This is a genomic window from Rhizorhabdus sp. GW822-FHT03C02 (assembly GCF_058801765.1).
Genome location: NZ_JBXANN010000005.1, coordinates 362,516 through 387,130, shown reverse-complemented (window position 1 = coordinate 387,130; position 24,615 = coordinate 362,516). Strand labels below are relative to the sequence as shown.

At 68.4% G+C, this 24,615-nt stretch carries 24 protein-coding genes and 1 tRNA gene; 10 read left to right on the top strand and 15 right to left on the bottom strand.

Going from position 1 to position 24,615, the window contains the following annotated elements; translation table 11 throughout:
- The first annotated feature begins 123 nt into the window (after positions 1 to 123).
- From AC1RM6_RS16085 to AC1RM6_RS16050, 8 genes are all read left to right on the top strand, one after another.
- Complete coding sequence (locus tag AC1RM6_RS16085) at positions 124 to 804, top strand: DUF4159 domain-containing protein (protein WP_493102928.1); 681 nt, start codon at positions 124 to 126, stop codon at positions 802 to 804.
- A gap of 43 nt (positions 805 to 847) precedes the next feature.
- Positions 848 to 1,840, top strand: a complete 993-nt coding sequence (locus AC1RM6_RS16080; protein ID WP_493102926.1) for an AAA family ATPase — start codon at positions 848 to 850, stop codon at positions 1,838 to 1,840.
- Positions 1,841 to 1,854: 14 nt separating this feature from the next.
- On the top strand, positions 1,855 to 2,751 hold the full coding sequence (locus AC1RM6_RS16075; protein ID WP_493102924.1) for a DUF58 domain-containing protein: 897 nt from the start codon (positions 1,855 to 1,857) through the stop codon (positions 2,749 to 2,751).
- Positions 2,748 to 3,893, top strand: coding sequence for a BatA domain-containing protein (locus tag AC1RM6_RS16070; RefSeq protein ID WP_493102922.1), 1,146 nt, complete (start codon positions 2,748 to 2,750; stop codon positions 3,891 to 3,893). Before AC1RM6_RS16075 ends, AC1RM6_RS16070 begins: the two co-directional genes overlap by 4 nt.
- Positions 3,890 to 6,031 carry a DUF4175 domain-containing protein gene (locus tag AC1RM6_RS16065; protein ID WP_493102920.1) on the top strand — a complete coding sequence of 714 codons (2,142 nt, stop codon included), beginning with the start codon at positions 3,890 to 3,892 and terminating at the stop codon, positions 6,029 to 6,031. The genes AC1RM6_RS16070 and AC1RM6_RS16065 overlap by 4 nt, the downstream gene beginning before the upstream one ends.
- Positions 6,028 to 7,854 carry a carboxypeptidase regulatory-like domain-containing protein gene (locus tag AC1RM6_RS16060; RefSeq protein WP_493102918.1) on the top strand — a complete coding sequence of 609 codons (1,827 nt, stop codon included), beginning with the start codon at positions 6,028 to 6,030 and terminating at the stop codon, positions 7,852 to 7,854. The genes AC1RM6_RS16065 and AC1RM6_RS16060 overlap by 4 nt, the downstream gene beginning before the upstream one ends.
- Before the next feature lie 72 nt (positions 7,855 to 7,926).
- Complete coding sequence (locus AC1RM6_RS16055) at positions 7,927 to 8,670, top strand: HAD-IIB family hydrolase (RefSeq protein WP_493102916.1); 744 nt, start codon at positions 7,927 to 7,929, stop codon at positions 8,668 to 8,670.
- Positions 8,671 to 8,823: 153 nt separating this feature from the next.
- Positions 8,824 to 10,047: a dipeptidase gene (locus AC1RM6_RS16050; protein WP_493102914.1), complete on the top strand. Its 1,224-nt coding sequence runs from the start codon at positions 8,824 to 8,826 to the stop codon at positions 10,045 to 10,047.
- A gap of 17 nt (positions 10,048 to 10,064) precedes the next feature.
- Here AC1RM6_RS16050 and AC1RM6_RS16045 read toward each other — a convergent pair.
- The 11 genes from AC1RM6_RS16045 to AC1RM6_RS15995 form a co-directional block, all read right to left on the bottom strand.
- A tRNA-Pro gene (locus tag AC1RM6_RS16045) sits at positions 10,065 to 10,141 on the bottom strand.
- 94 nt (positions 10,142 to 10,235) lie between these two features.
- Positions 10,236 to 11,063 carry an alpha/beta fold hydrolase gene (locus AC1RM6_RS16040; protein ID WP_493102912.1) on the bottom strand — a complete coding sequence of 276 codons (828 nt, stop codon included), beginning with the start codon at positions 11,061 to 11,063 and terminating at the stop codon, positions 10,236 to 10,238.
- A gap of 134 nt (positions 11,064 to 11,197) precedes the next feature.
- Entirely contained in the window at positions 11,198 to 12,223 is a 1,026-nt protein-coding gene (locus AC1RM6_RS16035; RefSeq protein WP_493102910.1) for an aspartate-semialdehyde dehydrogenase, read from the bottom strand.
- Between the two features lie 109 nt (positions 12,224 to 12,332).
- The gene (rplS, locus tag AC1RM6_RS16030; RefSeq protein WP_493102908.1) at positions 12,333 to 12,725 is read right to left on the bottom strand and encodes a 50S ribosomal protein L19; all 393 of its coding nucleotides are present in this window, start codon (positions 12,723 to 12,725) and stop codon (positions 12,333 to 12,335) included.
- Position 12,726: 1 nt separating this feature from the next.
- Positions 12,727 to 13,467, bottom strand: coding sequence for a tRNA (guanosine(37)-N1)-methyltransferase TrmD (trmD, locus tag AC1RM6_RS16025; protein WP_493102906.1), 741 nt, complete (start codon positions 13,465 to 13,467; stop codon positions 12,727 to 12,729).
- Complete coding sequence (locus AC1RM6_RS16020; protein ID WP_493102905.1) at positions 13,464 to 13,844, bottom strand: type II toxin-antitoxin system VapC family toxin; 381 nt, start codon at positions 13,842 to 13,844, stop codon at positions 13,464 to 13,466. Before AC1RM6_RS16020 ends, trmD begins: the two co-directional genes overlap by 4 nt.
- Positions 13,837 to 14,124 carry an AbrB/MazE/SpoVT family DNA-binding domain-containing protein gene (locus tag AC1RM6_RS16015; protein ID WP_493102903.1) on the bottom strand — a complete coding sequence of 96 codons (288 nt, stop codon included), beginning with the start codon at positions 14,122 to 14,124 and terminating at the stop codon, positions 13,837 to 13,839. Before AC1RM6_RS16015 ends, AC1RM6_RS16020 begins: the two co-directional genes overlap by 8 nt.
- Positions 14,125 to 14,185: 61 nt before the next feature.
- Positions 14,186 to 14,464, bottom strand: coding sequence for a hypothetical protein (locus tag AC1RM6_RS16010; RefSeq protein ID WP_493102901.1), 279 nt, complete (start codon positions 14,462 to 14,464; stop codon positions 14,186 to 14,188).
- 76 nt (positions 14,465 to 14,540) lie between these two features.
- The gene (gene prsR, locus AC1RM6_RS16005; RefSeq protein WP_493102899.1) at positions 14,541 to 15,905 is read right to left on the bottom strand and encodes a PEP-CTERM-box response regulator transcription factor; all 1,365 of its coding nucleotides are present in this window, start codon (positions 15,903 to 15,905) and stop codon (positions 14,541 to 14,543) included.
- Positions 15,902 to 17,989, bottom strand: a complete 2,088-nt coding sequence (prsK, locus tag AC1RM6_RS16000; protein WP_493102898.1) for an XrtA/PEP-CTERM system histidine kinase PrsK — start codon at positions 17,987 to 17,989, stop codon at positions 15,902 to 15,904. The genes prsR and prsK overlap by 4 nt, the downstream gene beginning before the upstream one ends.
- Before the next feature lie 9 nt (positions 17,990 to 17,998).
- The gene (locus AC1RM6_RS15995) at positions 17,999 to 19,387 is read right to left on the bottom strand and encodes a TIGR03013 family XrtA/PEP-CTERM system glycosyltransferase (RefSeq protein WP_493102896.1); all 1,389 of its coding nucleotides are present in this window, start codon (positions 19,385 to 19,387) and stop codon (positions 17,999 to 18,001) included.
- Positions 19,388 to 19,487: 100 nt separating this feature from the next.
- On the opposite strand from AC1RM6_RS15995, the gene AC1RM6_RS15990 reads away from it, so the two are divergent.
- Positions 19,488 to 20,585 carry a mannose-1-phosphate guanylyltransferase/mannose-6-phosphate isomerase gene (locus tag AC1RM6_RS15990; RefSeq protein ID WP_493102894.1) on the top strand — a complete coding sequence of 366 codons (1,098 nt, stop codon included), beginning with the start codon at positions 19,488 to 19,490 and terminating at the stop codon, positions 20,583 to 20,585.
- 141 nt (positions 20,586 to 20,726) lie between these two features.
- Positions 20,727 to 21,077 carry a response regulator gene (locus AC1RM6_RS15985; RefSeq protein WP_493102892.1) on the top strand — a complete coding sequence of 117 codons (351 nt, stop codon included), beginning with the start codon at positions 20,727 to 20,729 and terminating at the stop codon, positions 21,075 to 21,077.
- A gap of 51 nt (positions 21,078 to 21,128) precedes the next feature.
- Here the strand turns inward: AC1RM6_RS15985 and AC1RM6_RS15980 are convergent, their stop codons facing one another.
- The 4 genes from AC1RM6_RS15980 to AC1RM6_RS15965 form a co-directional block, all read right to left on the bottom strand.
- Complete coding sequence (locus tag AC1RM6_RS15980) at positions 21,129 to 22,433, bottom strand: amidohydrolase (protein WP_493102949.1); 1,305 nt, start codon at positions 22,431 to 22,433, stop codon at positions 21,129 to 21,131.
- Positions 22,434 to 22,441: 8 nt separating this feature from the next.
- Positions 22,442 to 23,050, bottom strand: coding sequence for a DUF4893 domain-containing protein (locus AC1RM6_RS15975; RefSeq protein WP_493102890.1), 609 nt, complete (start codon positions 23,048 to 23,050; stop codon positions 22,442 to 22,444).
- A gap of 80 nt (positions 23,051 to 23,130) precedes the next feature.
- On the bottom strand, positions 23,131 to 23,796 hold the full coding sequence (locus tag AC1RM6_RS15970; RefSeq protein WP_493102889.1) for a methyltransferase family protein: 666 nt from the start codon (positions 23,794 to 23,796) through the stop codon (positions 23,131 to 23,133).
- Positions 23,797 to 23,809: 13 nt separating this feature from the next.
- Positions 23,810 to 24,595, bottom strand: a complete 786-nt coding sequence (locus tag AC1RM6_RS15965; protein ID WP_493102887.1) for a 3-hydroxybutyrate dehydrogenase — start codon at positions 24,593 to 24,595, stop codon at positions 23,810 to 23,812.
- Between the last annotated feature and the right edge of the window lie 20 nt (positions 24,596 to 24,615).

Genomic DNA, 24,615 nt, shown 5'->3' with positions numbered 1-24,615 from the left:
CCCCCCCCCCCCCCCCCCCCCCCCCCCCCCCCCCCCCCCCCCCCCCCCCCCCCCCCCCCCCCCCCCCCCCCCCCCACGAACGGATTTGGTTGCAGCGTGACTCGCGCTGAGTTTTTGCGCCTGATGGCGGGCGGACTGGCGAGCGCCCTGCTTGCCGGTTCCGCCCGCGCAGCCATTGCCAAAGGCGCCGCCTACGACTTCTGGTTCACCCGGCTCAAATATGATTCGGGCGACTGGGACGTCGACCAGCGCATGCCCGCCAACATCATCACCTCGCTGATCGACTATACGACGCTTCGGGTCGATCCGAAGGAGCATGTGCTGGCGCTGGCCGACAGCAAGATGCTGGCGGCCCCCTTCTGCTATCTGGCCGGGCACAAGCTGGTCGAGTTCAACCCCGCCGAGCGCCGCAATTTCGAGCTTTACGTTCGCAGCGGCGGCTTCGTGCTGGTCGACGACTGCAACCATGACATCGACGGGCTGTTCGCCAAGTCGTTCGAGGCGCAGATGGCGAAGATCTTCGGCGGCAAGGCGCTCAGGAAGCTGCCCGCCGGCCATCCGCTCTACCGCAGCTTCTTCACATTCGACGGCCCGCCCAACACCGGTTTCGAACTCAACGGCTGGGGCGACGATCTCGTCCACGACTATCTCAAGGGCATCGAGATCGATGGCCGGCTCGGGGTCCTCTACAGCAACAAGGATTATGGCTGCGAGTGGGACTATGACTGGCGCAACAAGCGCTTCCTCGCCGAAGACAATACGAAGTTCGGGGTCAACATCGTCATGTACGCGCTGACCTCATGATCCTTCCGACGCCCCCCATTCCAACCCGTCACAGCGAGTGTCCATGACCGACCTCTCCGAATCCGCCATCCAGGAAAAGCTCGCCGGGCTCGGCGAACTGCGCCGCGCGATCGCGCAGGCGATCGTCGGCCAGGAGGCGGTGGTCGAGCAATTGCTGATCGGCCTGCTCGCCGGCGGCCATTGTCTGCTTGAGGGCGTGCCCGGGCTCGGCAAGACCCTGTTGGTGCGCTCGCTCGGTCAGGCGCTCCATCTCCAGTTCCGGCGGGTCCAGTTCACCCCCGACCTGATGCCCAGCGACATCCTCGGTACCGAGCTGCTCGAGGAGGATCATGGCACCGGCCACCGCCATTTCCGTTTCCAGCCCGGGCCGGTGTTCACCAATCTGCTGCTCGCCGACGAACTCAACCGCACGCCGCCCAAGACCCAGGCGGCCTTGCTCGAGGCGATGCAGGAGCGCACCGTCAGCTATGGTGGGGTCACCCACGAACTGCCCTCGCCCTTCTTCGTGCTCGCGACCCAGAATCCGCTCGAACAGGCGGGCACCTATCCGCTGCCCGAAGCGCAGCTCGACCGCTTCCTGCTCCACATCCGCGTCGACTATCCGACCGAGCAGGAGGAGCATGACATCCTCGCCCAGACCACCGGCCGCGCCGGCGGCGAGGTGCCGCGGGTGATGGAGGGCGCCGAGGTGCTGGCGCTGCAGGCGCTGGTCCGCCAGGTCCATCTCAGCGAAGACCTGCTGCTCTGGATCACCCGGCTGGTGCGCGCGAGCCGTCCCGGCGACGGGGTCGCCGAGGAGGTCCGCAAATATGTCAAATGGGGCGCCGGTCCCCGCGCCGGCCAGTCGCTGGTGCTCGCCGCCAAGGCCCGCGCGCTGCTCCAGGGGCGGCTCGCCGCGACCCGCGAGGACATCGTCGCGCTCGCCGGGCCGGTGATGCGCCACCGGCTGCTGCTGTCGTTCGCCGCCGAGGCCGAGGGCAAGAGCGCCGACGACGTCGTCGCCGCCTTGCTGCGCAGCGTGCCGATCGCCGCCTGAGCGCCCACGCCGCGATGGCTCCTGACCTGATCCCGCCCGACGTCCGCAGCCGGCTGAAAAGCCTGCGGCTGGTGTCGCGCCGCGCGGTCGGGGCGCACGGGATCGGCCTGCACAACAGCCATAGCCGCGGCGCCGGCCTCGAATTCGCGCAATATCGCGCTTATGAGCGCGGCGACGAGCTGCGCCAGATCGACTGGAAGCTCTACGGCCGCTCGGACAAATTCTTCGTGCGCGAGGCCGAGCGCGAGAGCCCCTTGTCGCTGTGGATCCTGATCGACGCCAGCGCGTCGATGGCGCAGGCCGACGCCGCCCGCCCGGACTGGTCGCGGCTCGATGCCGCACGGTCGCTCGCCGCCTGCCTCGCCGATCTGGCGATGCGTCAGGGCGATCGCTTCGGGCTGATCGCGCTGTCCGACGCCGGACTGCGGCTTGCCGCGCCCGCGACCGGCCTGCGCCAGCGCGACCGGCTGCTGATCGAACTCCAGGCGCTGTCGGCACAAGGCGGCTTTCCCGCCGAGGCGCAACTCGGACCGCTGTGGGACCGGGTCGGCGCCAACGACCTCGTCGTCATGCTGTCCGACTGTTTCGACCCGGCCTGTGCTGCACTCATGCTGCGGCTTGCTGCGGCCCGGCGCGAGGTGCTGGCGATCGAGATGCTCACCGTCGAGGAGCGCGATTTTCCTTTCGCCGGCGGCCACCGCTTCCGCAATCCCGAAACCGGCGAGGAACTGCTCGGCGACGGCCCGGCGCTGCGCGGCGAGTTTCTCCGCCGCTTTGCCGCGGCCCGCGCCGCGCTCCATGCCGAACTCGACGCCGGCGGCGTCCGCCATGTCGACTATATGCTCGACCAGCCGCTCGACCTGCCGCTGCGGCGGCTGTTCGGCGGGCATGACGCGGCCGAATATTCATGACCGCCGGGCTGCTGCTGCCCGCGGGGCTCGCCGCCTTGGCCGCGCTCGCGCTGCCGCTGCTGATCCATATCGCCCGCGCCAGCGAGCAGCGCCCGATCGACTTCGCTGCGCTGCGCTGGCTGCGGCAGAAGCCGCGCCCGCGCCACCGGCTGCGGTTCGACGAGTGGGCGCTGCTCGCGCTCAGGCTGCTGCTGCTTGCCTTGCTCGCGCTGTGGCTGGCACGGCCGGCGCTGTTCGACGAGGCCGGCAAAGCTACCTACGTCCTGGTCGCGCCGGGCGCCGACCCGACCGCCGCCGCCGCGATCGTCCAGGCCGATCCGGCGCCGCGCTGGCTCGCCCCCGGCTTTCCGCCGCTCGACCGGGTGCCTCCCGCCGGGCCGCTGCCGCTCGCCACCTTGCTGCGCCAGATCGATGCCGAGACCCCGCCCGGCGCGCGCCTGACGGTCATCGTCCCGACGACCTTTGACGGCGCCGATGCCGAGCGGCCGATCCTGTCGCACAAGGTCGATTGGCGGATCGTGCCGGGCACCACGCCGCCATTTGCCCCCGCCCGATCGGCAGACCCGCTACGGCTGACGATCCTCCACGCCGCCGATCATGCCGCCGACCTGCGCTATCTCCGCGCGGCGGCGATCGCCTGGAGGGCACCGCCACCGGTGGTCGCGCAAAGCGGTTCGCCGATCCCCGCCGATACCAGCATCCTACTGTGGCTCGCCGCCGGACCGGTGCCGCGTCTGGTGACCGACTGGGTCGCACGGGGCGGGACGGCGCTGCTCAGCGCAGATGCCACCGTCGCCTTGCCCGGTGCGTCGGTCTATTGGCGCGCCGATGACGGCACCGCGCTCGTCGAAGGCGCCGGGCTGGGGCAGGGCCGCATGCTGCGGCTGACGCAGCCGCTCAAACCCGCAGCGATGCCGCAACTGCTCGATCCTGCTTTCCCCGATCGGCTGCGCGCGCTGTTCGATCCACCCGCGCCGCCGCCCGGCCGGGTGATGGCGCGCGACTATCGGCCGGGCGCGGGCGCCGCGGCCTTCCCGCAGCCGGCACGCGAACTCCGGTCGTGGCTTGCCCTGTTGATCGCGGCGCTGTTCGCCGGCGAGCGCTGGCTGGCGACCCGCCGCAGTCGCGGGATCGCGCCATGAGCGCCGAACTGTGGCTGCGCCCGGCGCGCCGGCGCGGCCTCGCCGACGACCTGCTGACCGCGGCGCCGCTCGCGCTGATCGCGATCGCGGCGGCATGGCGCTGGCAGGGGATCGCGCTCGCGGTCCCGACCGCCCTCATCCTGTTTGCGTTCGCTGTGGCCGGCGCGATCGTCCGTGCGCGCCGGTTCGACCGGCGCTGGCTGATCCGCAGCCTCGACGCCCGCCATGGCGCGATCGAGGACAGCGCCGGGCTGCTGTTCGCCGACGACGCGACCCTCGGCCCGCTCCAGCGGCTGCAGCGCGCGCGGATCGAAGCGCGGCTGTCCGACGACATCGCCACGACGCTGCGGCCCGACTGGTCGGCGCGCCGGATCGCGATCGCCTGGGGCGTCGGCCTCGCCGCGCTCGCGGCGATCCTCGCCTGGCCACCGGCCTCGCCCGAAGTCGCGCTCGCGCCCAGCGCCGAGGGCGGGCCGGTGGTCCCCGGCGTGCCGCGGCTGACAGGTCAGCGGCTGCGGGTGGTGCCGCCGGCCTATACCGGCCTGCCGCCGCGCGACGAGCCGGGGCTCGACGTGAAGGCGCCGCAGGGTTCGCGGCTCGAATGGACGTTGCGCTTCGATCCGCAGCCGGGATCGGTCGCGCTCGCCTTTCATGATGGCGGCCGGCTTGCGGTCGTGCACGACGGCGCGCTGTGGCGCGCCGCGCGGACGCTCGACCGCTCGCTGCTCTACCGGGTCGTGCCGCAGGGCGCCGACGCGCGGCGGCTGCCGCTGCACCGGCTCGACGCGATCGCCGACCTGCCGCCGCGGATCAAGGTGATCGCCCCCGATCGCAGCCTCAGCCTGATGAGCCCGGGCCAGCGGCGCTGGCCGCTCATGTTCGAAGCGAGCGACGATTATGGCGTCGCGCCGACGGCGCGGCTGCGGATCGTCATCGCCCAGGGAGAAGGCGAGAATATCAGCTTCAAGGAGCGCAGCATCGACGTCGCCGGCACCGGCCCGGCCACCCGTCGCCGGTTCGCGCCCGCGCTCGATCTGGCGGCGCTCGATTTCGCGAGCGGCAGCGATCTCGTCGCGCAGCTGATCGTCACCGACAACCGCGCACCGGGGCCCCAGGTCATGCGCAGCGCCAGCCTGATCCTGCGCTGGCCGTCGAATCTCGGCCAGGAGGCGACCGGGATCGAGGGCGTGGTCAAGAAGACGCTGCCCGCCTATTTCCGCAGCCAGCGCCAGATCATCATCGACGCCGAGGCGCTGATCAAGGCGAAGCGGGGGCTGACCCCGGATCGCTTCGTCACCAAGTCCGACGCGATCGGGGTCGACCAGCGCATCCTGCGCATGCGCTATGGCCAGTTCCTCGGCGAGGAGGCCGAGGGCGGCGGCAAGGCCCCGCCGACGTCGGATGCGCCCACGTCGGACGCTCCAACCGCCGACGCGCCCGCGTCGAACCGGCCGGTCGCCGACGATCATGATGCCGGCGCGCCACCGGCCGGCCCGGCCTTCGGCCGCGCGGAAAATGTCGTCGCCGAATATGGCCACACCCATGACGAGCCCGAAGCGGCGACGCTGCTCGACCCCGAGACCCGCGCCACCCTCAAGCAGGCGCTCGACCAGATGTGGCAATCCGAGCTGCGCCTGCGCCAGGGCCAGCCGCAACAGGCGCTGCCCTTCGCCTATAAGGCGCTCGGTTTCATCAAGCAGGTCCAGCAGGCGACCCGCATCTTCCTCGCCCGGGTCGGCCCCGAACTGCCGCCGATCGACGAGAATCGCCGGATGACCGGCAAGCGCGAGGGGATCGCCAGCCGCACGCTGGCGCTCACACCGCAACCCGGCGACGACCAGGCGCCCGCCGAAGCCTGGCGCGCGCTCGACGACGCCCCGGGCGGCCATGGCGGCGCGCTTCCGCTCGACGCGCTCGAACGCTGGCTGCACGCGCATCAGGATCGGGTGCCCAATCCTTTGTCGTTCGTCGGCGCGATCGATGCGGTGCGCGGCGATCCGGCCTGCCTCGCCTGCCGCCGGCATCTGCGCGGATTGCTGTGGAGCGCGCTGGTGCGGCCGCCCGCCGGAGTCGCCCGCCGCGCCGCGCCCGACGCGGCCGGACGGCGCTATCTCGATGCGCTGGGGGGCGGCCGATGATCCTCGTCGCGCTGCTGGCCTTGGCGGCGCTGCTCGGCTGCGTCCGGCTGCTGCTGTGGCAGGATCGCGCCGATCCGGCATCACGAGCGAAGCCATGGCGTCTCGCGCTGCTGCTTGCCGCGCAACCGATCCTCGCCGCTACGCTCTACGCGATGTTCGTGCCCCCCGCGATCGGCGGCGACCGTGCGACCCTGGTCGTGCTCACCCGCGGCGCGACCTTCGATCTTGCGCAGGAAAGCGGCGATCGGGTGATCGCGCTGCCCGGCGCGCGGACCCTGGCGGGGGCCGAGCGGGTGCCCGATCTCGCGACCGCGTTGCGGCGCTATCCCGGGGTCGCGCGGCTGTACATCGTCGGCAACGGGCTCGACCCGCGCGATCGCGACGCCGCTATGGGGCGTGCGATCGATTTTCACGCGCCGGCGCCGCCGCGTGGACTCGTCCGGATCGATCCTCCCGGCCGCATCGCCCCCGGCGCGGCGTTCACGGTGAACGGCGTCGCCTCCGGCGTGGCCGGCGGCACCGTCGAACTGATCGATCCGGCGGGACGGCGCGTCGATGTCGCACCGGTCGGTCCGGACGGCGGCTATCGGCTCGGCGGCACCGCGCGTGCTGCGGGCGCGGCCCTGTTCACGGTCAGGTTGCGCGATTCGGGGCGCGCGCTGGTCGAGGAGGCGGCGGTTCCGCTGACCGTCGCCGCCGATCCCCCACCCGCGGTGCTGCTGCTCGCCGGAGCACCGGGGCCCGAAATCAAATATCTGCGCCGTTGGGCGACCGATGCCGGGCTGACGCTGCGGGTCCAATCGAGCGCGGGCGGTGGCATCCTGCTCGGTGACGCTTCCGGGCCGCTGACCGCGGCGACCCTGCAGCGCTACGATCTCGTCATCCTCGACGAACGAAGCTGGGCCGGGCTTGGGGGCGGCGAACGCGCCGCGCTCGACCAGGCGGTCGCCGGTGGGCTCGGGCTGCTGCTGCGGGTCACCGGACCGCTGCCCGACGCGGTGCGGCGCCAATGGCAGGCGCTCGGCCTGACGGTCGCGGGCGGCGGCGAGACCGTTGCGGTGGCGCCAGCGACCGCCGCCCCCGATGCCGAGGGCGCGGCGGCTCGGCGCGGGCCCGGGACGAACGACGCACCCTCGACGATCGTCGCGGGTGGCGAGCCGGTCGATCTCGCGCGCCGCGTCGTCACCGTCGGCGGCGACGCGCTGGTGCCGCTGCTGCGCGACGCGCGCGGCATGCCCTTCGCTTATTGGCGGGCGCGCGGACGCGGCCGGGTCGGGCTGTGGACCCTCGACGACAGTTACGCGCTGGTCCTGTCCGGGCGTGGCGATCTCCATGGCGACTATTGGGGGAGCGCGGTCGCGACGCTGGCGCGCCCGCGCGGCGATCCCGCGCCGGCGATCGACCCGCTCGCCCGCGCCGGGCAGCGGCTGATGCTGTGCGGTGCTGGCGCGCGCGCACGGGTGATCGCACCCGACGGCAGCGTGGCCTCGCCGGTCGCCGATCCCGCGTCCGGATGCGCCGCTCTCTGGCCCGCTCGCGCCGGCTGGTATCGGCTCGCCTTCGCCGATCCCAAGGCATCGCCGCAGGCCTTTCACGTCTATCCGGCCGATGCCCTGCCCGGCGTTCGTGCGGTCGAGACCGCACAGGCCACCGCGCGCCTCGCCGCCGACGCGCGGACGGTGGCAGCCCATCCCGACGCGACATCCCGCCCCGGCCCGTCCTGGCCGTGGTTCCTGCTCTGGCTCGCGCTGTCGGCGGGGCTGTGGTGGTTCGAACGGTCGCGCTTCGGGCGATCGGGTGGCGGAACCTCATCCCGCACATGAGGGTTGCGCCGATGCGGGACCCCTCGCTACCGCTGGCCATCCTCTGTCGGCTTTCCCTATCCGGAGCATATCATGAAAGAGTTGGTTGCGTTCGACCTCGACGGCACCCTCGCCGAAAGCAAGCAGCCGCTCGGCGATCCGATGGGCGAGGCGCTCGCCGATCTGCTTGGGGTCGCGCATGTCGCGGTGATCTCGGGCGGCGACTGGCCGCAGTTCGAAAAGCAGGTCGCCAGCCGCTTGCCGGAGCGAGCCGATCGCACCCGGCTGTGGCTGATGCCGACCACCGGCACCAAGCTCTATCGCTATGACGGCGTCTGGAAGCCGATCTATGCCGAGCTGTTCGACGATGCCCAGAAGCAGAAGATCCTGACCGCGTTCGACGCGGCGCTGGTCGCGACCGGCTTCGTCCCCGAACAGACCTGGGGCGAGCGGATCGAGGATCGCGGCAGCCAGATCACCTTTTCGGCGCTGGGACAGCAGGCGCCGATCGAAGCCAAGGAACATTGGGACCCCGATTTCGCCAAGCGCAAGGTGATCCAGGCCGATCTGCGCCAGCGGCTGCCGGGCCTGTCGATCAATATGGGCGGCGCCACCTCGATCGACATCACCCGCGAGGGCGTCGACAAGGCGTACGGCCTCAAGAAGCTGAGCGCCGAAAGCGGCATCGCGCTCGACGCGATGATGTTCATCGGCGACGCGATCTTCCCCGGCGGCAACGACTATCCCGCCAAGGAACTCGGGCTCGACACCGTGCGGGTGCGCGACCCCGAAGAGACGCTGTCGGTGATCGCCGCGATCGTCGCCTGCCAGAAATAATGCGCCAGCCCGAGCGGCGCCTGAGCCTATCGATCGAGGATGCGTCAGCATCTTCGAGATCGCATATCAGCAGCGATGGCGGGTGCGCCCGCCTCGCTCGTCTCAAGGATCATGGTTCGTCTGTGACGGCGATCTCATCGACGGACTATGACCATGAAGCGATATCTGCCGGCGGCTCTCTGTGCGGCGCTGCTCCTGCCCACGCCGATCTCGGCGCAGGCGGTGCCGAAGGCGGCGGCGCGGCTGCACCAGCGGCTGATCACCCTCGACACCCATCTCGACACGCCGGCCTCGCTCGATCTGCCCGGCTGGTCGATCGAGGAAGGCCATGATGTCCACAAGGATTACACCCAGGTCGATCTGCCGCGGATGAAGAAGGGCGGACTCGACGGCGGTTTCTGGGCGATCTACACCGCACAGGGGCCGCTGACCGCCGAGGGCTATCGCAAGGCACGCGACTTCGCGGTGATGCGCGGCGTGTCGATCCGTGAAATGGTCGCCGCCGATCCCGCCAACTTCACCCTTGCGCTCGCGGCGAAGGACGCCGCGCCGATCGCGGCCTCGGGCAGGCGGATCGTCTATATGTCGATCGAGAACGCCTATCCGCTCGGCGAGGACGTCTCGCTGATCGACCTGTTCTACGCGATGGGGGTGCGGGTCTCGGGCTTCGCCCATTTCGCGCACAACCAGTTCGCCGACAGCTCGACCGACCCGTCGAAAAAGCCGAAATGGGGCGGACTCAGCCCGCTCGGCAAGGATCTGCTGCGCGAAATGAACCGGCTCGGCATCGTCCCCGACGCCTCGCACAGTTCGGACCAGGTGCTCGACGATCTGCTCGCGCTGTCGACCACCCCGGTGCTGCTGACCCATTCGGGCTGCAAGGCGGTCTACGACCATCCGCGCAACATCGACGACGATCATCTCCGCGCGCTGGCGGCCAAGGGCGGGGTGATCCAGATGAATGCCTATGGCAGCTATCTGCGCGCGATCAAGCCCAACCCCGAACGGCAGAAGGCGATGATGGCGCTGTTCGGATCGATGCGCGAGGGCGCGAAGGTTTCGGCCGAGAAGCGCGCCGAACTGCTCGCGAAGCGCCAGGAGATCGATCGGCTCTATCCCGACACCGACAGGCCGACGTTCGACGATTTCATGGCGCACATGCTCCACGCCTTGAAGGTCGTCGGCCCCGACCATGTCGGCATCGGCCTCGACTGGGACGGCGGCGGCGGGGTGGTCGGCATGGAGGATGTCGCCGCCCTGCCGAAGATCACCGCGGCTCTGCTCAAGGCGGGCTATTCGGAGGGCGACATCGCCAAGATCTGGTCGGGCAACGTCCTGCGCGTGCTGGCGGCGGCCGAGGCGGCGAAGGCGCAATAGCCTCAACAGGGGGGAAGTGGTCGGGGAGACAGGATTCGAACCTGCGACCCTCTGGTCCCAAACCAGATGCGCTACCAGCCTGCGCCACTCCCCGACTGGGGCAGGCCTTAGGTTCAGCGCGGCAGGAGCGCAAGCCTTGTGTCACATTGCCGGCCTCCCGCGGTCGCTGCGAGAGGCCGGCAAATGGTTCAGCTCCGCGCGAATGCCAGCAGATCGGCGTTCAGCCGGTCCTGATGGGTCGAGGCGAGGCCGTGCGGCGCGCCTTCGTAGATCTTCAGTTCGGCGTTGGGGACGATCTTCGCCGACAGCAGCCCGGCATTGCCGATCGGGACGATCTGGTCGTCGTCGCCATGGATGATCATGGTGGGCACGTCGATCGCCTTGAGATAGTCGGTATAGTCGACTTCGGAAAATTCGTGAATGCAGGCATATTGGCCGGCGATCGATCCGGCCATGCCCTGCAGCCAGAAGGACTGGCGCAGCCCCTCGTTGGTGTTCGCGCCGTCGCGGTTGAAGCCGTAGAAGGGCACCGCGAGGTCGAGATAGAAGGCCGAGCGATTGTCGGCGACCGCCTTGCGGATGCCGTCGAACACCGCGACGTCGAGGCCGTTCGGATAGGCTTTGCTCTTCGCCATCCGCGGCGGCACCGCGCCGACCAGCACCACCTTGGCGACCCGGGCGGTGCCGTGGCGGCCGATATAATGGGCGACCTCGCCGCCGCCGGTCGAATGGCCGACCAGGATCGCGTTGCTGAGGTCGAGCGCGTCGATCACCGCCGCGAGATCGTCGGCATAGGTGTCCATGTCGTTGCCGAAGCCCGGCTGGTCCGACCGGCCATGGCCGCGACGGTCATGCGCGACGACCCGGAAGCCGTTCTGCAGCATGAACAGCATCTGTCCGTCCCACGCGTCGGCCGACAGCGGCCAGCCATGCGAGAAGACGACCGGCTGGGCGTCCTTGCTGCCCCAGTCCTTGTAGAAGATGTTGGTGCCGTCGGCGGTGGTGATGAAGCTCATGGCGGGTCTCCCTTGGTGATGGGAGCCTGATGCCGGGTTCACGGCTTTCGGTGCAGCCGGATAAAAAGGAACGAACTTTTCTAATTAGTGGAAATGGCGGATGCCGGCCGTCGCGCCCGCATCCGTCATCGGGTTCAATCCTTCTTGAGGTGCCGGCGGCCAAGCAGTTCGGCGATCTGCACCGCGTTGAGCGCCGCGCCCTTGCGCAGATTGTCGCTGACGCACCAGAGCACGAGGCCGTTTTCGACGGTCGGGTCTTCGCGCACGCGGCTGACGAAGGTCGCGAATTCGCCGACGCACTCGATCGGGGTGACGTATCCGCCATCCTCGCGCTTGTCGACGAGCATGATCCCGGGCGCCTCGCGCAGGATTTTCTGCGCGTCCTCGGCCGACAGCTCATTCTCGAACTCGATGTTGATCGCTTCCGAATGGCCGACGAACACCGGCACCCGCACGCAGGTCGCGACCACCTTGATCTTCGGGTCGAGGATCTTCTTGGTCTCGACGACCATCTTCCACTCTTCCTTGGTGAAGCCGTCGTCGAGGAAGACGTCGATGTGCGGGATCACGTTGAACGCGATCTGCTTGGTGAACTTGTGCGGAGTCGCCTGGTCGCCGACGAAGATGTCGCGGCTCTGCTCGAACAGCTCGTCCATGCCGACCTTGCCCGCGCCCGACACCGACTGATAGGTCGAGACGACGACCCGCTTGATCTTCGCGGCGTCGTGGAGCGGCTTGAGCGCGACCACCATCTGCGCGGTCGAGCAGTTCGGGTTGGCGATGATGTTGCGGCGCTTGTAGCCGTCGATCGCCTCCGGGTTCACCTCGGGGACGATCAGCGGAACGTCGGGGTCCATCCGGTAGAGCGACGAATTGTCGATCACCGTGCAGCCGGCGGCCGCCGCCTTGGGGGCGTAGATCGCGGTTCCGGCCGATCCGATCGCGAACAGCGCCATGTCCCAGCCGGTCCAGTCGAAATGCTCGATATTCTGGACCTTGATCAGCTTGCCGGTCTCGCCGAAATCGACCTGGACGCCCTGGCTGCGCGCCGAGGCAACGCAGGCGATCTCGTCGATCGGGAATTCGCGTTCGGCCAGGATGTTCAGCATTTCGCGGCCCACATTGCCGGTGGCACCCGCGACGACGACCCGATAGCCCATGATGATTCCTTAGATCTCGCTGCCGATCTCGGCAGCGGTGCAGAAAAACAAACGGCCGGTCTCCCGTGGGAGCCGGCCGTTTGCGATATAGGTTAGCGGAAGCGAAAAATCAGGCTTCCTGCGCCTCGGTGGCGGTCGGCTTGTTGTCGCGACGCTCGGCGATACGCGCCGACTTGCCGCGGCGGCCGCGCAGATAATAGAGCTTCGCACGACGCACGACGCCCTTGCGGACGACGTCGATCGAATCGATGTTCGGCGAATAGAGCGGGAAGACGCGCTCGACGCCTTCGCCGAACGAGATCTTGCGGACGGTGAACGACGAACCCATGCCCTTGTTGGCGCGGGCAATGCACACGCCTTCGTAATTCTGGACGCGGCTGCGCTCGCCTTCGACGACCTTCACGCCGACGCGCAGGGTGTCGCCCGGACGGAAATCGGGAATCTTCTTCGATTCGTTGAACTTGGCAATCTGCTCGGCTTCGAGCGTCTGGATGAGGTTCATCTCATCTATCCTTCTTCTGTCGCCGCGCACCAGAGGGAGACTGGACCCGAGCGCCCTCATGGCGCTCCCAAAGATCCGGCCTCCTTAGCCTTGTATCGGTCTCGGCCATGGCTTTTCGCCATGCCTCGATCCTCGCATGATCCCCAGATCGCAGCACTTCGGGGATCGTGCGCCCTTCCCATTCAAATGGTCGGGTATAATGCGGATATTCCAGGAGCCCGGTTTCGAAGCTCTCGTCATCCCCGCTATCGGGGGCGCCCATTACGCCGGGAAGCAGCCGAATGCAAGCATCGAGCAGGGTCAAAGCCCCCATTTCCCCGCCCGAAAGGATATAGTCGCCGATCGAAACCAGCTCGATCGGCCGTGCCTCGAACAGCCGTTCGTCGATTCCCTCGAATCGGCCGCACATTATCGTCACCCCCGGCCCCGCGGCGATCGCGCGGACCCGCTTCTGGGTCAGCGGCGCGCCGCGCGGGGTCATCGCCAGCACCGGCGCCTGTGGCTGGCGTTCGATCGCGGTATCGACCGCACGCGCCAGCACGTCGGCGCGCATCACCATCCCGGCGCCGCCGCCGGCCGGCGTGTCGTCGACCGAGCGGTGCCTGTCGGTGGCGAAATCGCGGATCTGCACCGGATCGCACGCCCATTTGCCTTCGGCGAGCGCGCGGCCGGCGAGCGACACGCCGAGCGGCCCGGGAAACATCTCGGGATAGAGGGTGAGGATGGTGGCGGCGAAGGTCATGTTCGGGTCCAGTTCTCGACCCGCAATCCCGCCAGGTCGGCAAAGTCGATTTCGTCGTTGGTGACCAATGTCATATCCAAAGCAAGCGCGTGCGCGGCGATCAGCCGGTCGTAGCGCCCGCTTTTGAAGGGCAGACGCGCATAGACCAGGGCGGCGGTCCGGTCGAATGGCAGCACCGGGATCAGCGTGAACAGGGCTTCGGCCTGCGCTTCGGCCTGGCGGGCCCGGGCACCGATCATGACCTCGGCATAGGCGACGGCCGAGGTCACGACCTCGCCAGGCGCCAGTGCCTGCACCCGGTCGAGCGCCGGGCGCGAATGCCCGCCGAGCAGATAGATGCAGATATTGGTGTCGAGCAGGAACAGCGGTTCAGTCACGCGCCAGCCGCTTTCCTTCCAGCCGCTTTCCTTCCCAGTCGGGTTCGCGAGCCTCGAGCCGACGATCTTCGGCGGTCAATGGCTCGAGGCCGGGTATCGAGCCATAAATGCCGGCCAGATCGATGTGTGTGGGCTGCGGCTCGACGGGCGTGAAGCTATACCCGCCGCGCTCTTCGCGAACGAGGACCTCGGTTCCTTCGGCCAGACCCAGCGCCTTGGGCAAACGCAACGCGACCGAATTGCCCGATTTGAAGATGCGGGCCCGAAATTCGCGATCCATGCGGCGCTCCGTATATACACGATGTATATACGGCACCCGCTCATATCGCAATGATGGTCGATCAGAGAACGCGCTTGGCGACCTGGTCGGTGCACAGGGCGAGCAGCGCGCCGGCGACAAGCAGCATCGCCAGCATGATCCCCCAGCCACCGATCAGCGACGCGTTGCGGGAAAACAGCAGCGCGCCGAACATCACCAGGGGCGGCAGCAGCACCTGGACCGTCGCCGACACGAACCGGACCGGCGGCGGCACCCCCTTCTTGCGGGTGCGGACCACGCCATAAGCGACGAGCGCCAGATAGGCGGCGCCGATGGTCAGGAAGATCGAGGCAGGATCCAAGGCGATTCACTCCGGTTCGCCGGCGGCAGGGGATGCCCGGCCGGCGCGACGGCGATGGAAGCCGCGGGCGCGGCGGTCAAGTCTCGATCCCGTGCTGGCGCAGCAGGTCGTAGAGGGTCGGCCGGCTGATCCCGAGCATCTTGGCGGCGTTCGAGATATTGCCCTCGGCACGCAGGATCGCACGGGTGATCGCGGTGCGATCGGCCTGCTCGCGCGCGGTCTTGAGGTTGAGGAAGCCGCCATCCTCATTGCCCGGGATGAGATCGAGATCCTCAGGGGTGATCAGCTTGCCGTCGGCCATGATCACCGCGCGTTTCAACCGGTTCTCGAGCTCGCGGACATTGCCCGGCCATTCCCAGCCGTCGATCGCGGCGAGCGCGTCGGGGGTGAAGCCCTTGACCTGCGAATGCATCTCGCGCGTGAAGCGCTTGAGCAGTTGCCGCGCCAGCAGCACCGCGTCGCCGGGGCGCGCGGCGAGCGCGGGGATGGTCAGCACGATCTCGGCGAGCCGGTAATAGAGATCCTCGCGGAATCGCCCCTCGGCGATCATCGTCGTCAGATCCTGATGGGTCGCGCACACGATTCGCGTGTCGACCGCGATCTGCCGGCGGCCGCCGACCCGCTCGATCACCCGCTCCTGCAGGAAACGCAGCAGCTTGACCTGCAGCGGCAGCGGCACGTCGCCGATCTCGTCGAGGAACAAGGTGCCGCCCTGGGCGAGTTCGATCTTGCCCTCGGTGGTCTTGACCGCGCCGGTGAACGCGCCCTTTTCGTGGCCGAACAGTTCGGCCTCGAGCAGCGTCTCGGGGATCGCCGCGCAGTTGATCGCGACGAACTGGCCACCGGCACGCGGCGAAGCGGCATGGATTCCGCGCGCGATCACCTCCTTGCCGGTGCCGCTGGCGCCGAGCAGCATCACCGACACGTCCGCCCCCGCGACGCGCTCGGCGGTGCGGATCAGCTTGAGCATCGCCGGGTCGCCGGTCATGAACCCGCCGAGCAGCGAGCGGCCGCTGCCTTCGGCCGCCAGCCGGGTATTTTCCTGTTCGAGCCCGTGCAGTTCGAACGCGCGGGCGACGATCAGGCCGAGCTCGTCGATGTCGACCGGCTTGTGGTAATAATCATAGGCGCCCGAGGCCACTGCCCTGAGCGCGCCCTCGCGTGCGCCATGGCCCGAGGCGACGATCACCTTGGTGTCGGGCTTCAAGGTCAGGATCGCGTCGAGCGTGGCGAAGCCCTCGGTGGTGCCGTCGGGATCGGGCGGCAGGCCGAGGTCGAGCGTCACCACCGCGGGTTCGTGCAGGCGCAGCGCGTCGATCGCGCTCTTGCGGTCGCCCGCCAGCACCACCTCATAATCCTCATAGGCCCAGCGCAACTGACGCTGGAGGCCCTCGTCGTCCTCGACCACCAGCAGGCGGGGCTTGCGGGGCGTGCTGCTCATTGCTGGGCCTGTTGCTGTTGCGCGCGCTGGATCGATCCGGCGTAGGCGGGGACGTTCGGGGTCGGCAGCAGGATCGTGAAGCGGCTGCCCTCGCCCTCCTGGCTCTCGACCTCGATCCGCCCGCCCATCGCGGTCACCAGCGATCGCGCCTCGAACGCGCCGATCCCGAAACCGCCATCCTTGGTCGAGGCGAAGGCGTGGAACAGGCGCGAGCGGATGAATTCGGCCGACATGCCATGGCCATGGTCGATCAGCTCGATCATCGCGTCGGCGCCGCGCCGCGACAGGATGATCTCGACCGGCGCGTCGTTCGGGCTCGCCTCGACCGCATTCTGGATCAGATGACCGAGCGCCTGGTGGAAGCGCGCCGGATCGACCAGCGCGACGATATCGGACCGGCCCTGGACCTTGATCCCGCGGCCGGCAGCGATCGCCTCGATCAGCGGCTTGAGCGCATGGGGGGCGGGTTCCTGCGGGTTGCTGCGATGATGCTGGGACAGGCGCGCGAGCAGTTCGTTCATCTTGCCGACCGACGACTGCAGCGTCGCGATCATGTCGGCGCGGAAATCGGGATTGTCGGCATGGCGCTCGGCGTTGCGGGCTAACAGGCTCAATTGGCTCACCAGATTCTTCACATCATGCATGATGAAGGCGAAACGCCGGTTGAATTCGTCGAAGCGGCGCGCATCGGACAGGGCTTCCTGGCCGCGCGCCTCGGCAAGATAGCTGGCGACCTGCCGTCCCGCCAGCCGCAGCAGATCATGATCCTCCCAATCCAGCCCGCGCCCGATCGCCGGCTGTTCGAGCAGCACCGCGCCGACCAGCCGGTCGAAATGGATCAGCGGCACCAGGATCCAGGCGCTGGGCTCGCCCAGCATCCAGTCGGGCAGCAGCATCGGCGGCGGCGCGGCGGCATCGCCGTCGCGGACCGCGGCCAGCTCGATCACCTGCCCGCTCATCTGGAGGAAGCCGGCGAGCGATCGGCTGCCCGCGCGCTGGGGCGCGCCGAGTTCGCGCCAGCCCCAGCGTGCGGCGATCTCCAGCCCGCCATCCTCGGCGGTCATCATCAGCAGACCGCCGGGAGCGTCGGGAATGTCGGCGATCGCCTGGACCATGCGTTCGGCAAGCGGCGGACCGCTCTGCCCGGGGCGGCCGAGCGTGTCGGTGAACTGCCGCCATTCGACGCGATAGTCGTAGCGGTGCTGGAACAGATGGCGCGCCAGCCCGCTCTTGAGCCCGCTGCGCAGGCGGGTCGAGGGGAACAGCATCAGCGCCAGCGACGAGAAGCCGATCGCGACGGTGATCTGCCCGAGCATTTCGAGATTGCCGCTGAGCGCCAGCAGCCGCGCGACCAGCACGACGATCGCGGCATAGGCGGCCATCGCCAGCAGCGAGGCGCTGCGAAAGGTGATCGATCGCGACGGCCGGACCAGCGCGACGTCGGCATAGCGGCTGATCGTCACCAGCAGCGGCGCGAGCAGCGCCAGCACGAAGCCGCGCAGCGCGAACAGTTCGGGCGGCCAGTGCTGGAGCAGATAGGCGACCAGCGACAGGTTGAGGTCGAAGGTCCACATCACCGCCAGCGCGCCCATCGGCAGCGCGATCCCCCAGCGCGCCTCGGGCGACGAGGCCGAGAAGAGATTGTGGACCAGCACCAGCGCGCCGACTTCGCTGGCGATGCGCAGCGCCAGCACCGCGACGAAGATGCCTTCCTGGATGCGCGGACTGCCCTCGAACACGATCGGCAGCAGCCGCACCAGGATGCCGGCGAGCAGGGTCAGCGCCACCCCGCCATAGATCGCCATCGGCAGCGCCTGCGGCCGCCGCCTTGCGCGCGGCTGCGGGTGGATCGCGAACATGAAGCCAAGCCAGCCGAGATCGGCCAGATTCTGGGTGAGACCCGCAGTCACCCCGGCGGGGCCGCGGGTCGCCACCGCCAGGCACCAGATGGCGGTCGCGCCGCAGGCGATCACCAGCATGATCCGCGGCGCGCCGCCCTGCCGCACCGTCGCCTGCCACAGCACCAGCGCCGCGAACAGGAAGGCGGCCAGCGCATGCCCCCATTGGGTGACGAGGGCGACCATTGAACGCGCCTAGCGCGCGCCCTCCGCCCAGAGCAGCACGCGCATCGTCTGGAGGATGATCAACACGTCGAGGAACAGGCTGTAATTCTTGGTGTAATAGAGGTCATATTCGAGCTTGTGGCGCGCATCGTCGAGGCTGGCGCCATAAGGATAGTTGATCTGCGCCCAGCCGGTGATGCCAGGCTTCATCATGTGCCGCTCGGCATAATAGGGAATCTTCTCCTCGAGTTCGGTCACGAATTGCGGCCGTTCGGGGCGCGGGCCGACAAAGCTCATCTCCCCCTTCAGCACGGTCCACAATTGTGGCAGCTCGTCGACCCGGATCAGCCGGATGATCTTGCCGACCCGAGTGACCCGGTCGTCGCCCTTCTGCGCCCAGATCGCCTTGCCGCCGGCCTCGGCATCCTTGCGCATCGACCTGAGCTTGAGGATCTCGAAGGTCTCGCCATAGCGCCCGACCCGGACCTGGCGGTAGAAGGCCGGCCCCGGGCTTTCGAGCTTCACCAGCAGCGCGGTGACCAGGATGATCGGCGAGGCGAGCAGCAGCAGCAATGCGCTCACCAGCAGGTCGAAGCTGCGCTTGAGCACCAGCGAGGCCGACCGTCCCGACGAGAAGCCATCGGAGAAGATCAGCCAGGAGGGCTGGACGCTGTCGAGGTCGACGCGGCCGGTCTCGCGCTCGAGGAAGGTCGACAGGTCGCTGACATGGACCCCGGTGGTCTTGAGCCGCAGCAGATCGTCGAACGGGATATTGTCGCGCTGCTCGTCGAGCGCGAGGACGACTTCGTTCGCTTCGCTGTTGTCGACATATTCGCGCAGCGACGGGATGACGGTGCGCGAGACCGCGCTGTCGATCTCGGCGGGGGCGTCCTTCATGTCGATGATGCCGGTGATCAGGAAATTGGCGCCCGGACGCTTCGACAGTTCGAGGACACGCTTGGCCCGCCGCCCGGCGCCGAGCAGCATCACCCGCCGCTTGAAGCTGTCGCCGCCGGCGAACCCGCCGAGCAGCACGCGGACCATCAGCAGCAGAACGAACGCGATCAGCATCGAATAGAGCGAATTGGATCGCCACAGCGTCAGTTCGGGCAGCAGGAAGAACAGCAGCGAGATCAGGATCGCGCCCAGCGAGATGCCGACGAGCAGCCGCGCCGCGGCAAAGCGCAAGGCCTGCAGCGATTCGGCCGAATAGACCCCGACCCCGATCATCGCCGCCTGGATCGCGAAGGTGAAGCTCAGCAGCTGCGGCAGGCGGTGGTAGAAGGGGTCGGCGACCTTGCCGATCTGCTGGAGACGCAGCACCCAGCCCGCCTCGGCGGCGAGCAGGAGCACCGCAAAATCCGCGAAGCAGAGCAGCAATACGCCATAAGCGACATAATGTTTGAACAGTCTGATCATGATACGCGCACTTTGTGGATTTCCCCCAAATCCTCACTTGGCCTAAAGCCATGCAACCACATGCCCCGCCCAGCGATTAAGAGATATCCACAACGCGCCGATGGAGCCAAATATTTCTACAACCCTGATCACGCCGGTCATCCTTTCTGGAGGATCGGGCACGCGGCTCTGGCCGCTTTCGCGCTCCAAACGTCCCAAACAGTTGCTGGCGCTGACCGGCGAGCAGACGATGTTGCAGCTCACCGCAGGCCGTTGCGCCGATCAGGCGCGATTCGGCGCGCCGATCGTCGTCACCAACAAGGATCATGCCGAGGATATCGCGCGGCAGATGGCGGCCGGGGGACATGCCCCGTCGGCGGTCATTCTCGAACCGGCCGGGCGGAACACCGCGCCCGCGATCGCGCTGGCGGCGATCGAGGCGCGGGCCGATTCGGCCCTGCTGGTCATGCCCAGCGATCATGTGATCACCGACGTGGCGGCTTTCCACGACGCCATCGCGAAAGCGCTGCCACTGGTCGACGACGGCTGGCTGGTCACCTTTGGCATCACGCCGCACATGCCCGAGACGGGCTATGGCTATATCCGCCGCGGCGACGACATCGCGGACGGGGTGCAGCGGGTTGCGGCGTTCGTCGAGAAGCCCGATCGGGCGCGTGCCGAGGCCTATCTGGCCGATGGCAGCTATAGCTGGAACGCCGGCATCTTCCTGTTTCGTGCCGATGCCTATCTGACCGCGCTCAATCGACACGGGCCGGCAATGGCCGCGGCCGCGCAGGCGGCGATGGCGGGCGCGGTCCGTGACGGAAGCTTCATCCACCCCGACCCGCAGTCGTTTCTCGGCTCGCCGTCCGAATCGATCGACTATGCGGTGATGGAGAAGGACGACCGGGTGGCCGTGGTGCCGGTCGACATGGGGTGGTCGGACGTCGGCAGCTGGGATGCGCTGCACGCATTGGGCCTCGACGACACCGACGGCAACGTCATCAGCGGCGATGTCGTCGCGATCGACACCCGCAATTCGCTGATTCGCAGCGAGGGGCCGCTGGTGACGATGGTCGGCGTCCACGACCTGATCGTGGTTGCAACCCATGATGCGGTGATGATCCTGCCGCGCGGATCGAGCCAGGAGGTCAAGCGCATCGTCGACCGGCTCAAGGCGCGCGCGCACATCACGCTCGACAAGCCGTTCGCGGATTGACGGCAACGGATACCGCCGGGGATGGGCGTTTCGGCAAAGACGCAATTGCGTGCGCCGCGAAACTGCTCCATTCTCGCGGGGTTTCCTCCATGGCCGAACACAGGGATTGCCACATTGAACCAGCCCCCCGCGGGTACGCGCGTGCTCATTGTCGAGGACGATTCGATCATCGCGATGACGGCCGAGGACATGCTCGAAGAGGTCGGATGCGAGACGGCCGCCGTCGCCGCCACGCTGTCCGAAGCATTGGCGCGCCTCGACGACACCAGCTTCGATCTCGCGCTGCTCGACCTCAACCTGAAGAGCGAATCGAGCCTGCCGGTCGCCGCGCGTCTGCGCGAGCGCGGCACGCCGTTCATCTTCGCGACCGGCTATGACGGACTGCCTGCCGATTCGGGTTTCGCCGACGCGCCGTTCATCTCGAAGCCCTATCGGCTCGAGCAGCTTGCCGCCAAGATCGCCGATACGCTGGCGGCGTCGACCGCGGGCTGAGACGCTGCCTGGGAATACGCCGAAAGCGCATCCCTCAACAAACCATAAGCCCTATTTCTTCTTGAGGACGTCGAGCGCGGCCGTGGTCATCGCTTCGACCGCGGTCGAGATCGTCGCCTGCGGATCGGGCGCCCAGAACGGGCTGTGGATCGACGGCAGCTTGGTGACGTCGCCCTTGACCGCGTCCCATTTGGCCTGGGGGACGCCGCCGACCCAGAACAGCAGCGACTGGATCGAGGTGTCGGCGAGATAATATTCGCTGAAATCCTCGCCGCCCATCTGCGGCTTGGTGGTGACCACCCGGTCCTTGCCGAAGCGCGCGGTGAAGACGTCGGCGATGTGGGTCGTCAGCGCGTGGGTGTTGAAGGTCGCCGGGGTGAACTGATCCTGCTGGGTCACCACCGGCATCAGATCGTCGGGCAGGCCGGCGGCGATCGCCTCGCCCTTCGCGATCCGGGCGATGCCGTCGAGCAGATGCTGTCGCACCTCGGGCGTGTAGCTGCGCACGGTCAGTTGCAGCCGCGCGTCGGCGGGGATGATGTTGTGCTTGGTCCCGGCCTGGAAGCTGCCGACCGTCACCACCCCCGATTCGAGCGGATCGGTCTCGCGCGAGATCAGCGTCTGCAGCGTCGTCACGATCCGCGCGCCGAGCACGATTGGATCCTTGGCGAGGTGCGGATAGGCGCCGTGGCCGCCGACCCCCTTCACCAATATGTCGACCGAATTGACGTTGGCCATCGTGTAGCCGTCGACATAGCCGATCGTCCCGGCGGGCAGGCTCGCCGAATCATGGAAGGCGATCGCGACGTCGGGCTTGGGAAAGCGCTTGTAGAGCCCGTCCTTGAGCATCGCCCGCGCGCCCTGGCCGATCTCCTCGGCGGGCTGGCCGATCATCACCAGCGTGCCCGACCAGCTCGCCTTCATCGCCGCCATCCGCCGCGCGATGCCGATCCAGCTCGTCATATGGGTGTCATGGCCGCAGGCGTGCATCACCCCCGGGGTCTGGCTGGCATAGTCGACCCCGGTCTGTTCGGTGACCGGCAGCGCATCCATATCGGCGCGCAGCAGCAATACCGGGCCGGCGCCGTTCTTCAGTACCGCGACCACGCCGGTGCCGCCGACGCCGCTGGTCACCTCGAAGCCGGCCTTCTTCGCCTCGGCGGCCATGATCGCCGCGCTGCGCCCTTCCTTCAGGCTCAGCTCGGGATGGACGTGGAGGTCCTTGTAGATGGCGATCAGCGAAGGCATGTCGGCCTCGACCGCCTTGTTCAGCGGGTCCGACGCCGCCACCGCCGGCGCCGTCATCGCGAATGGCGCGAGCGTCGCGGCGAGCGCCAGCAGCGGCAGGCGAAACATGGTGGTCATCAGGGCCCCTTCGGTGTCAGTTCGATGATGTCGATCAGCGATTCCCAGCGCGGATAGGGAAAGGCGATCCGCCAGCGCGCCGGCCCGACCCGCTCGACGATTCCGGCCATGTCGCGCTCGGCGTCGCGCGCATAGGGCAGCGGCCGGGTCTCGTCGCCGAGCATCAGCGCGCCGAGGAAGATCATCCGCTGGCCGTCGTCGGAATAGATGGTGCCGACCGGGCGCTGCGATCCGTCGATCTTGGCGAAGCGCAACACCGGGCCATCGGCGGTGATCCGGCAGGTGAAGGCCGGATAGGCGACATAGTTGAGCTGCCCCTTGGTCTGGGCGCCCATCTTGATCACCCGGCATTTATAGTCGCCGGGGCCGAGGTCGGCGGTCTTGAGCGCGAGATCGGGCTTGAGCAGCATGCCTTGCGCGCTGATCTGCGGTCCGCTGCCCGCCGCGGTCGCCTTGTCGATCCCCGCCATCCAGGCAGTGCGCCATTTGGCGAGCCGGTCGCGGTCGGCCCCGGTGACGACCGCGCGCCAGTCGCCGACCGGCGGCTTGGGGGCCTCGGGGGTCTTGGGGCGTTCACCGCCGCCGCAACTGCAAAGCAGCCCGAGCACGGGCCCGAGCAGGGCGGTTCGGATCGGCCATGGGGCCGGTCTGGTCGGCGGCAAGGCGGGCAGATCCTTCCGGTGTGAAATCACGATGATCGAGACTGCCCGGCATCGGTGCGGTTGGCAAGCCACGGTCGCGGCAGCAGCATCGGGACCCGGCGGCGATAGCCGGCATAGGCGTCCTCGCCGAGTTCGGCGGCGAGGAAACGTTCCTCCTCGCGCGCCTTGAGCCAATAGCCGGCGACGAACAGCGGCAGGCCGACGATCGCGGTGACATTGGCGCGGATCGCGACGGTGGTGACCGCCGCGGCGATCAGCCCGGTGTAGATCGGGTGGCGGACGATCGCATAGGGGCCGGTATCGACGACATGATGATCCTGCTTGCGGGTCAGCGATGCCGACCACAGCCGGCCGAGGTGGAGGCGCGCCCACCAGGCGAAGCCCGCGCCGGCCGCCGCGAGCAGCACGAAACCCCATCGCGCGGCGAATGGCAGCCGCCACAGCGGCATCCACAGCGCGGCCACCGTCGCATCGATGTCGGCCGCCGGACCCCGCGGTAGCACGTAAACCAGCAGCAGCGCGAAGCCGGCGAAGGTGAACGGGCGATAGCGCCACTCGCGCGCCGCCGCCGGCCTGGCCACGGTCCTGTCGGCCCACGCCGCCGCGACGATCCACGACAGGCCCCACAGCGCCCAGATCGCGTATAATGCGACGAGCGCCGCGCGCATCAGCGCGCCACCGACCGGCACCATGCCGCAGCCGGCGTCACTGTGCGGTCCAGCCGCCGTCGATCGAGATGTTCGATCCGGTGATGCCCGCTGCCTCGTCGCGGCACAGATAGAGCGCCATCGCCGCGACCTGTTCGACGGTGACGAACTGCTTGGTCGGCTGGCCAGCGAGCAGCACGTCGTTCATCACCTGCTCGCGGGTCATGCCGCGCGCCTTCATCGTGTCGGGGATCTGCTTTTCGACCAGGGGCGTCCACACATAGCCGGGCGAGATGCAGTTGGCGGTGATCCCGAAGGTCGCGGTCTCGAGCGCGACGGTCTTGGTGAAGCCGGCCAGGCCATGCTTGGCGGTGACATAGGCGCTCTTGAACGGCGAGGCCGTCAGCGAATGCGCCGAGGCGGTCTGGATCAGCCGGCCCCATTTCTTCGACTTCATATAGGGCAGCGCCAGCCGGGTGGTGTGGAAGGCGCTGTTGAGGTTGAGCGCGATGATCAGGTTCCATTTGTCGACCGGAAATTCCTCGACCGGGGCGACATGCTGGACGCCGGCATTGTTGATCAGGATGTCGACCCCACCGAACGCCTCGGCGGCCTGCGCCATCATCGCTTCGATCTCTTCGACCTTGGTCAGGTCGTGGCCGCTATAGAGCGCCTTCGCCCCGCTCGCCGCCTCGAGCGCGATCCGTTCCTGCTCGATCGCCTGCGCGTCACCGAAGCCGTTGATGACGACGTTGGCGCCTTCGCCCGCCAGCACCTTGGCATAGGCCAGGCCGATGCCCGAGGTCGATCCGGTGACGAGCGCAGTCTTGCCCTTCAGGAACATGGAAATCTCCGTCCGTTAAG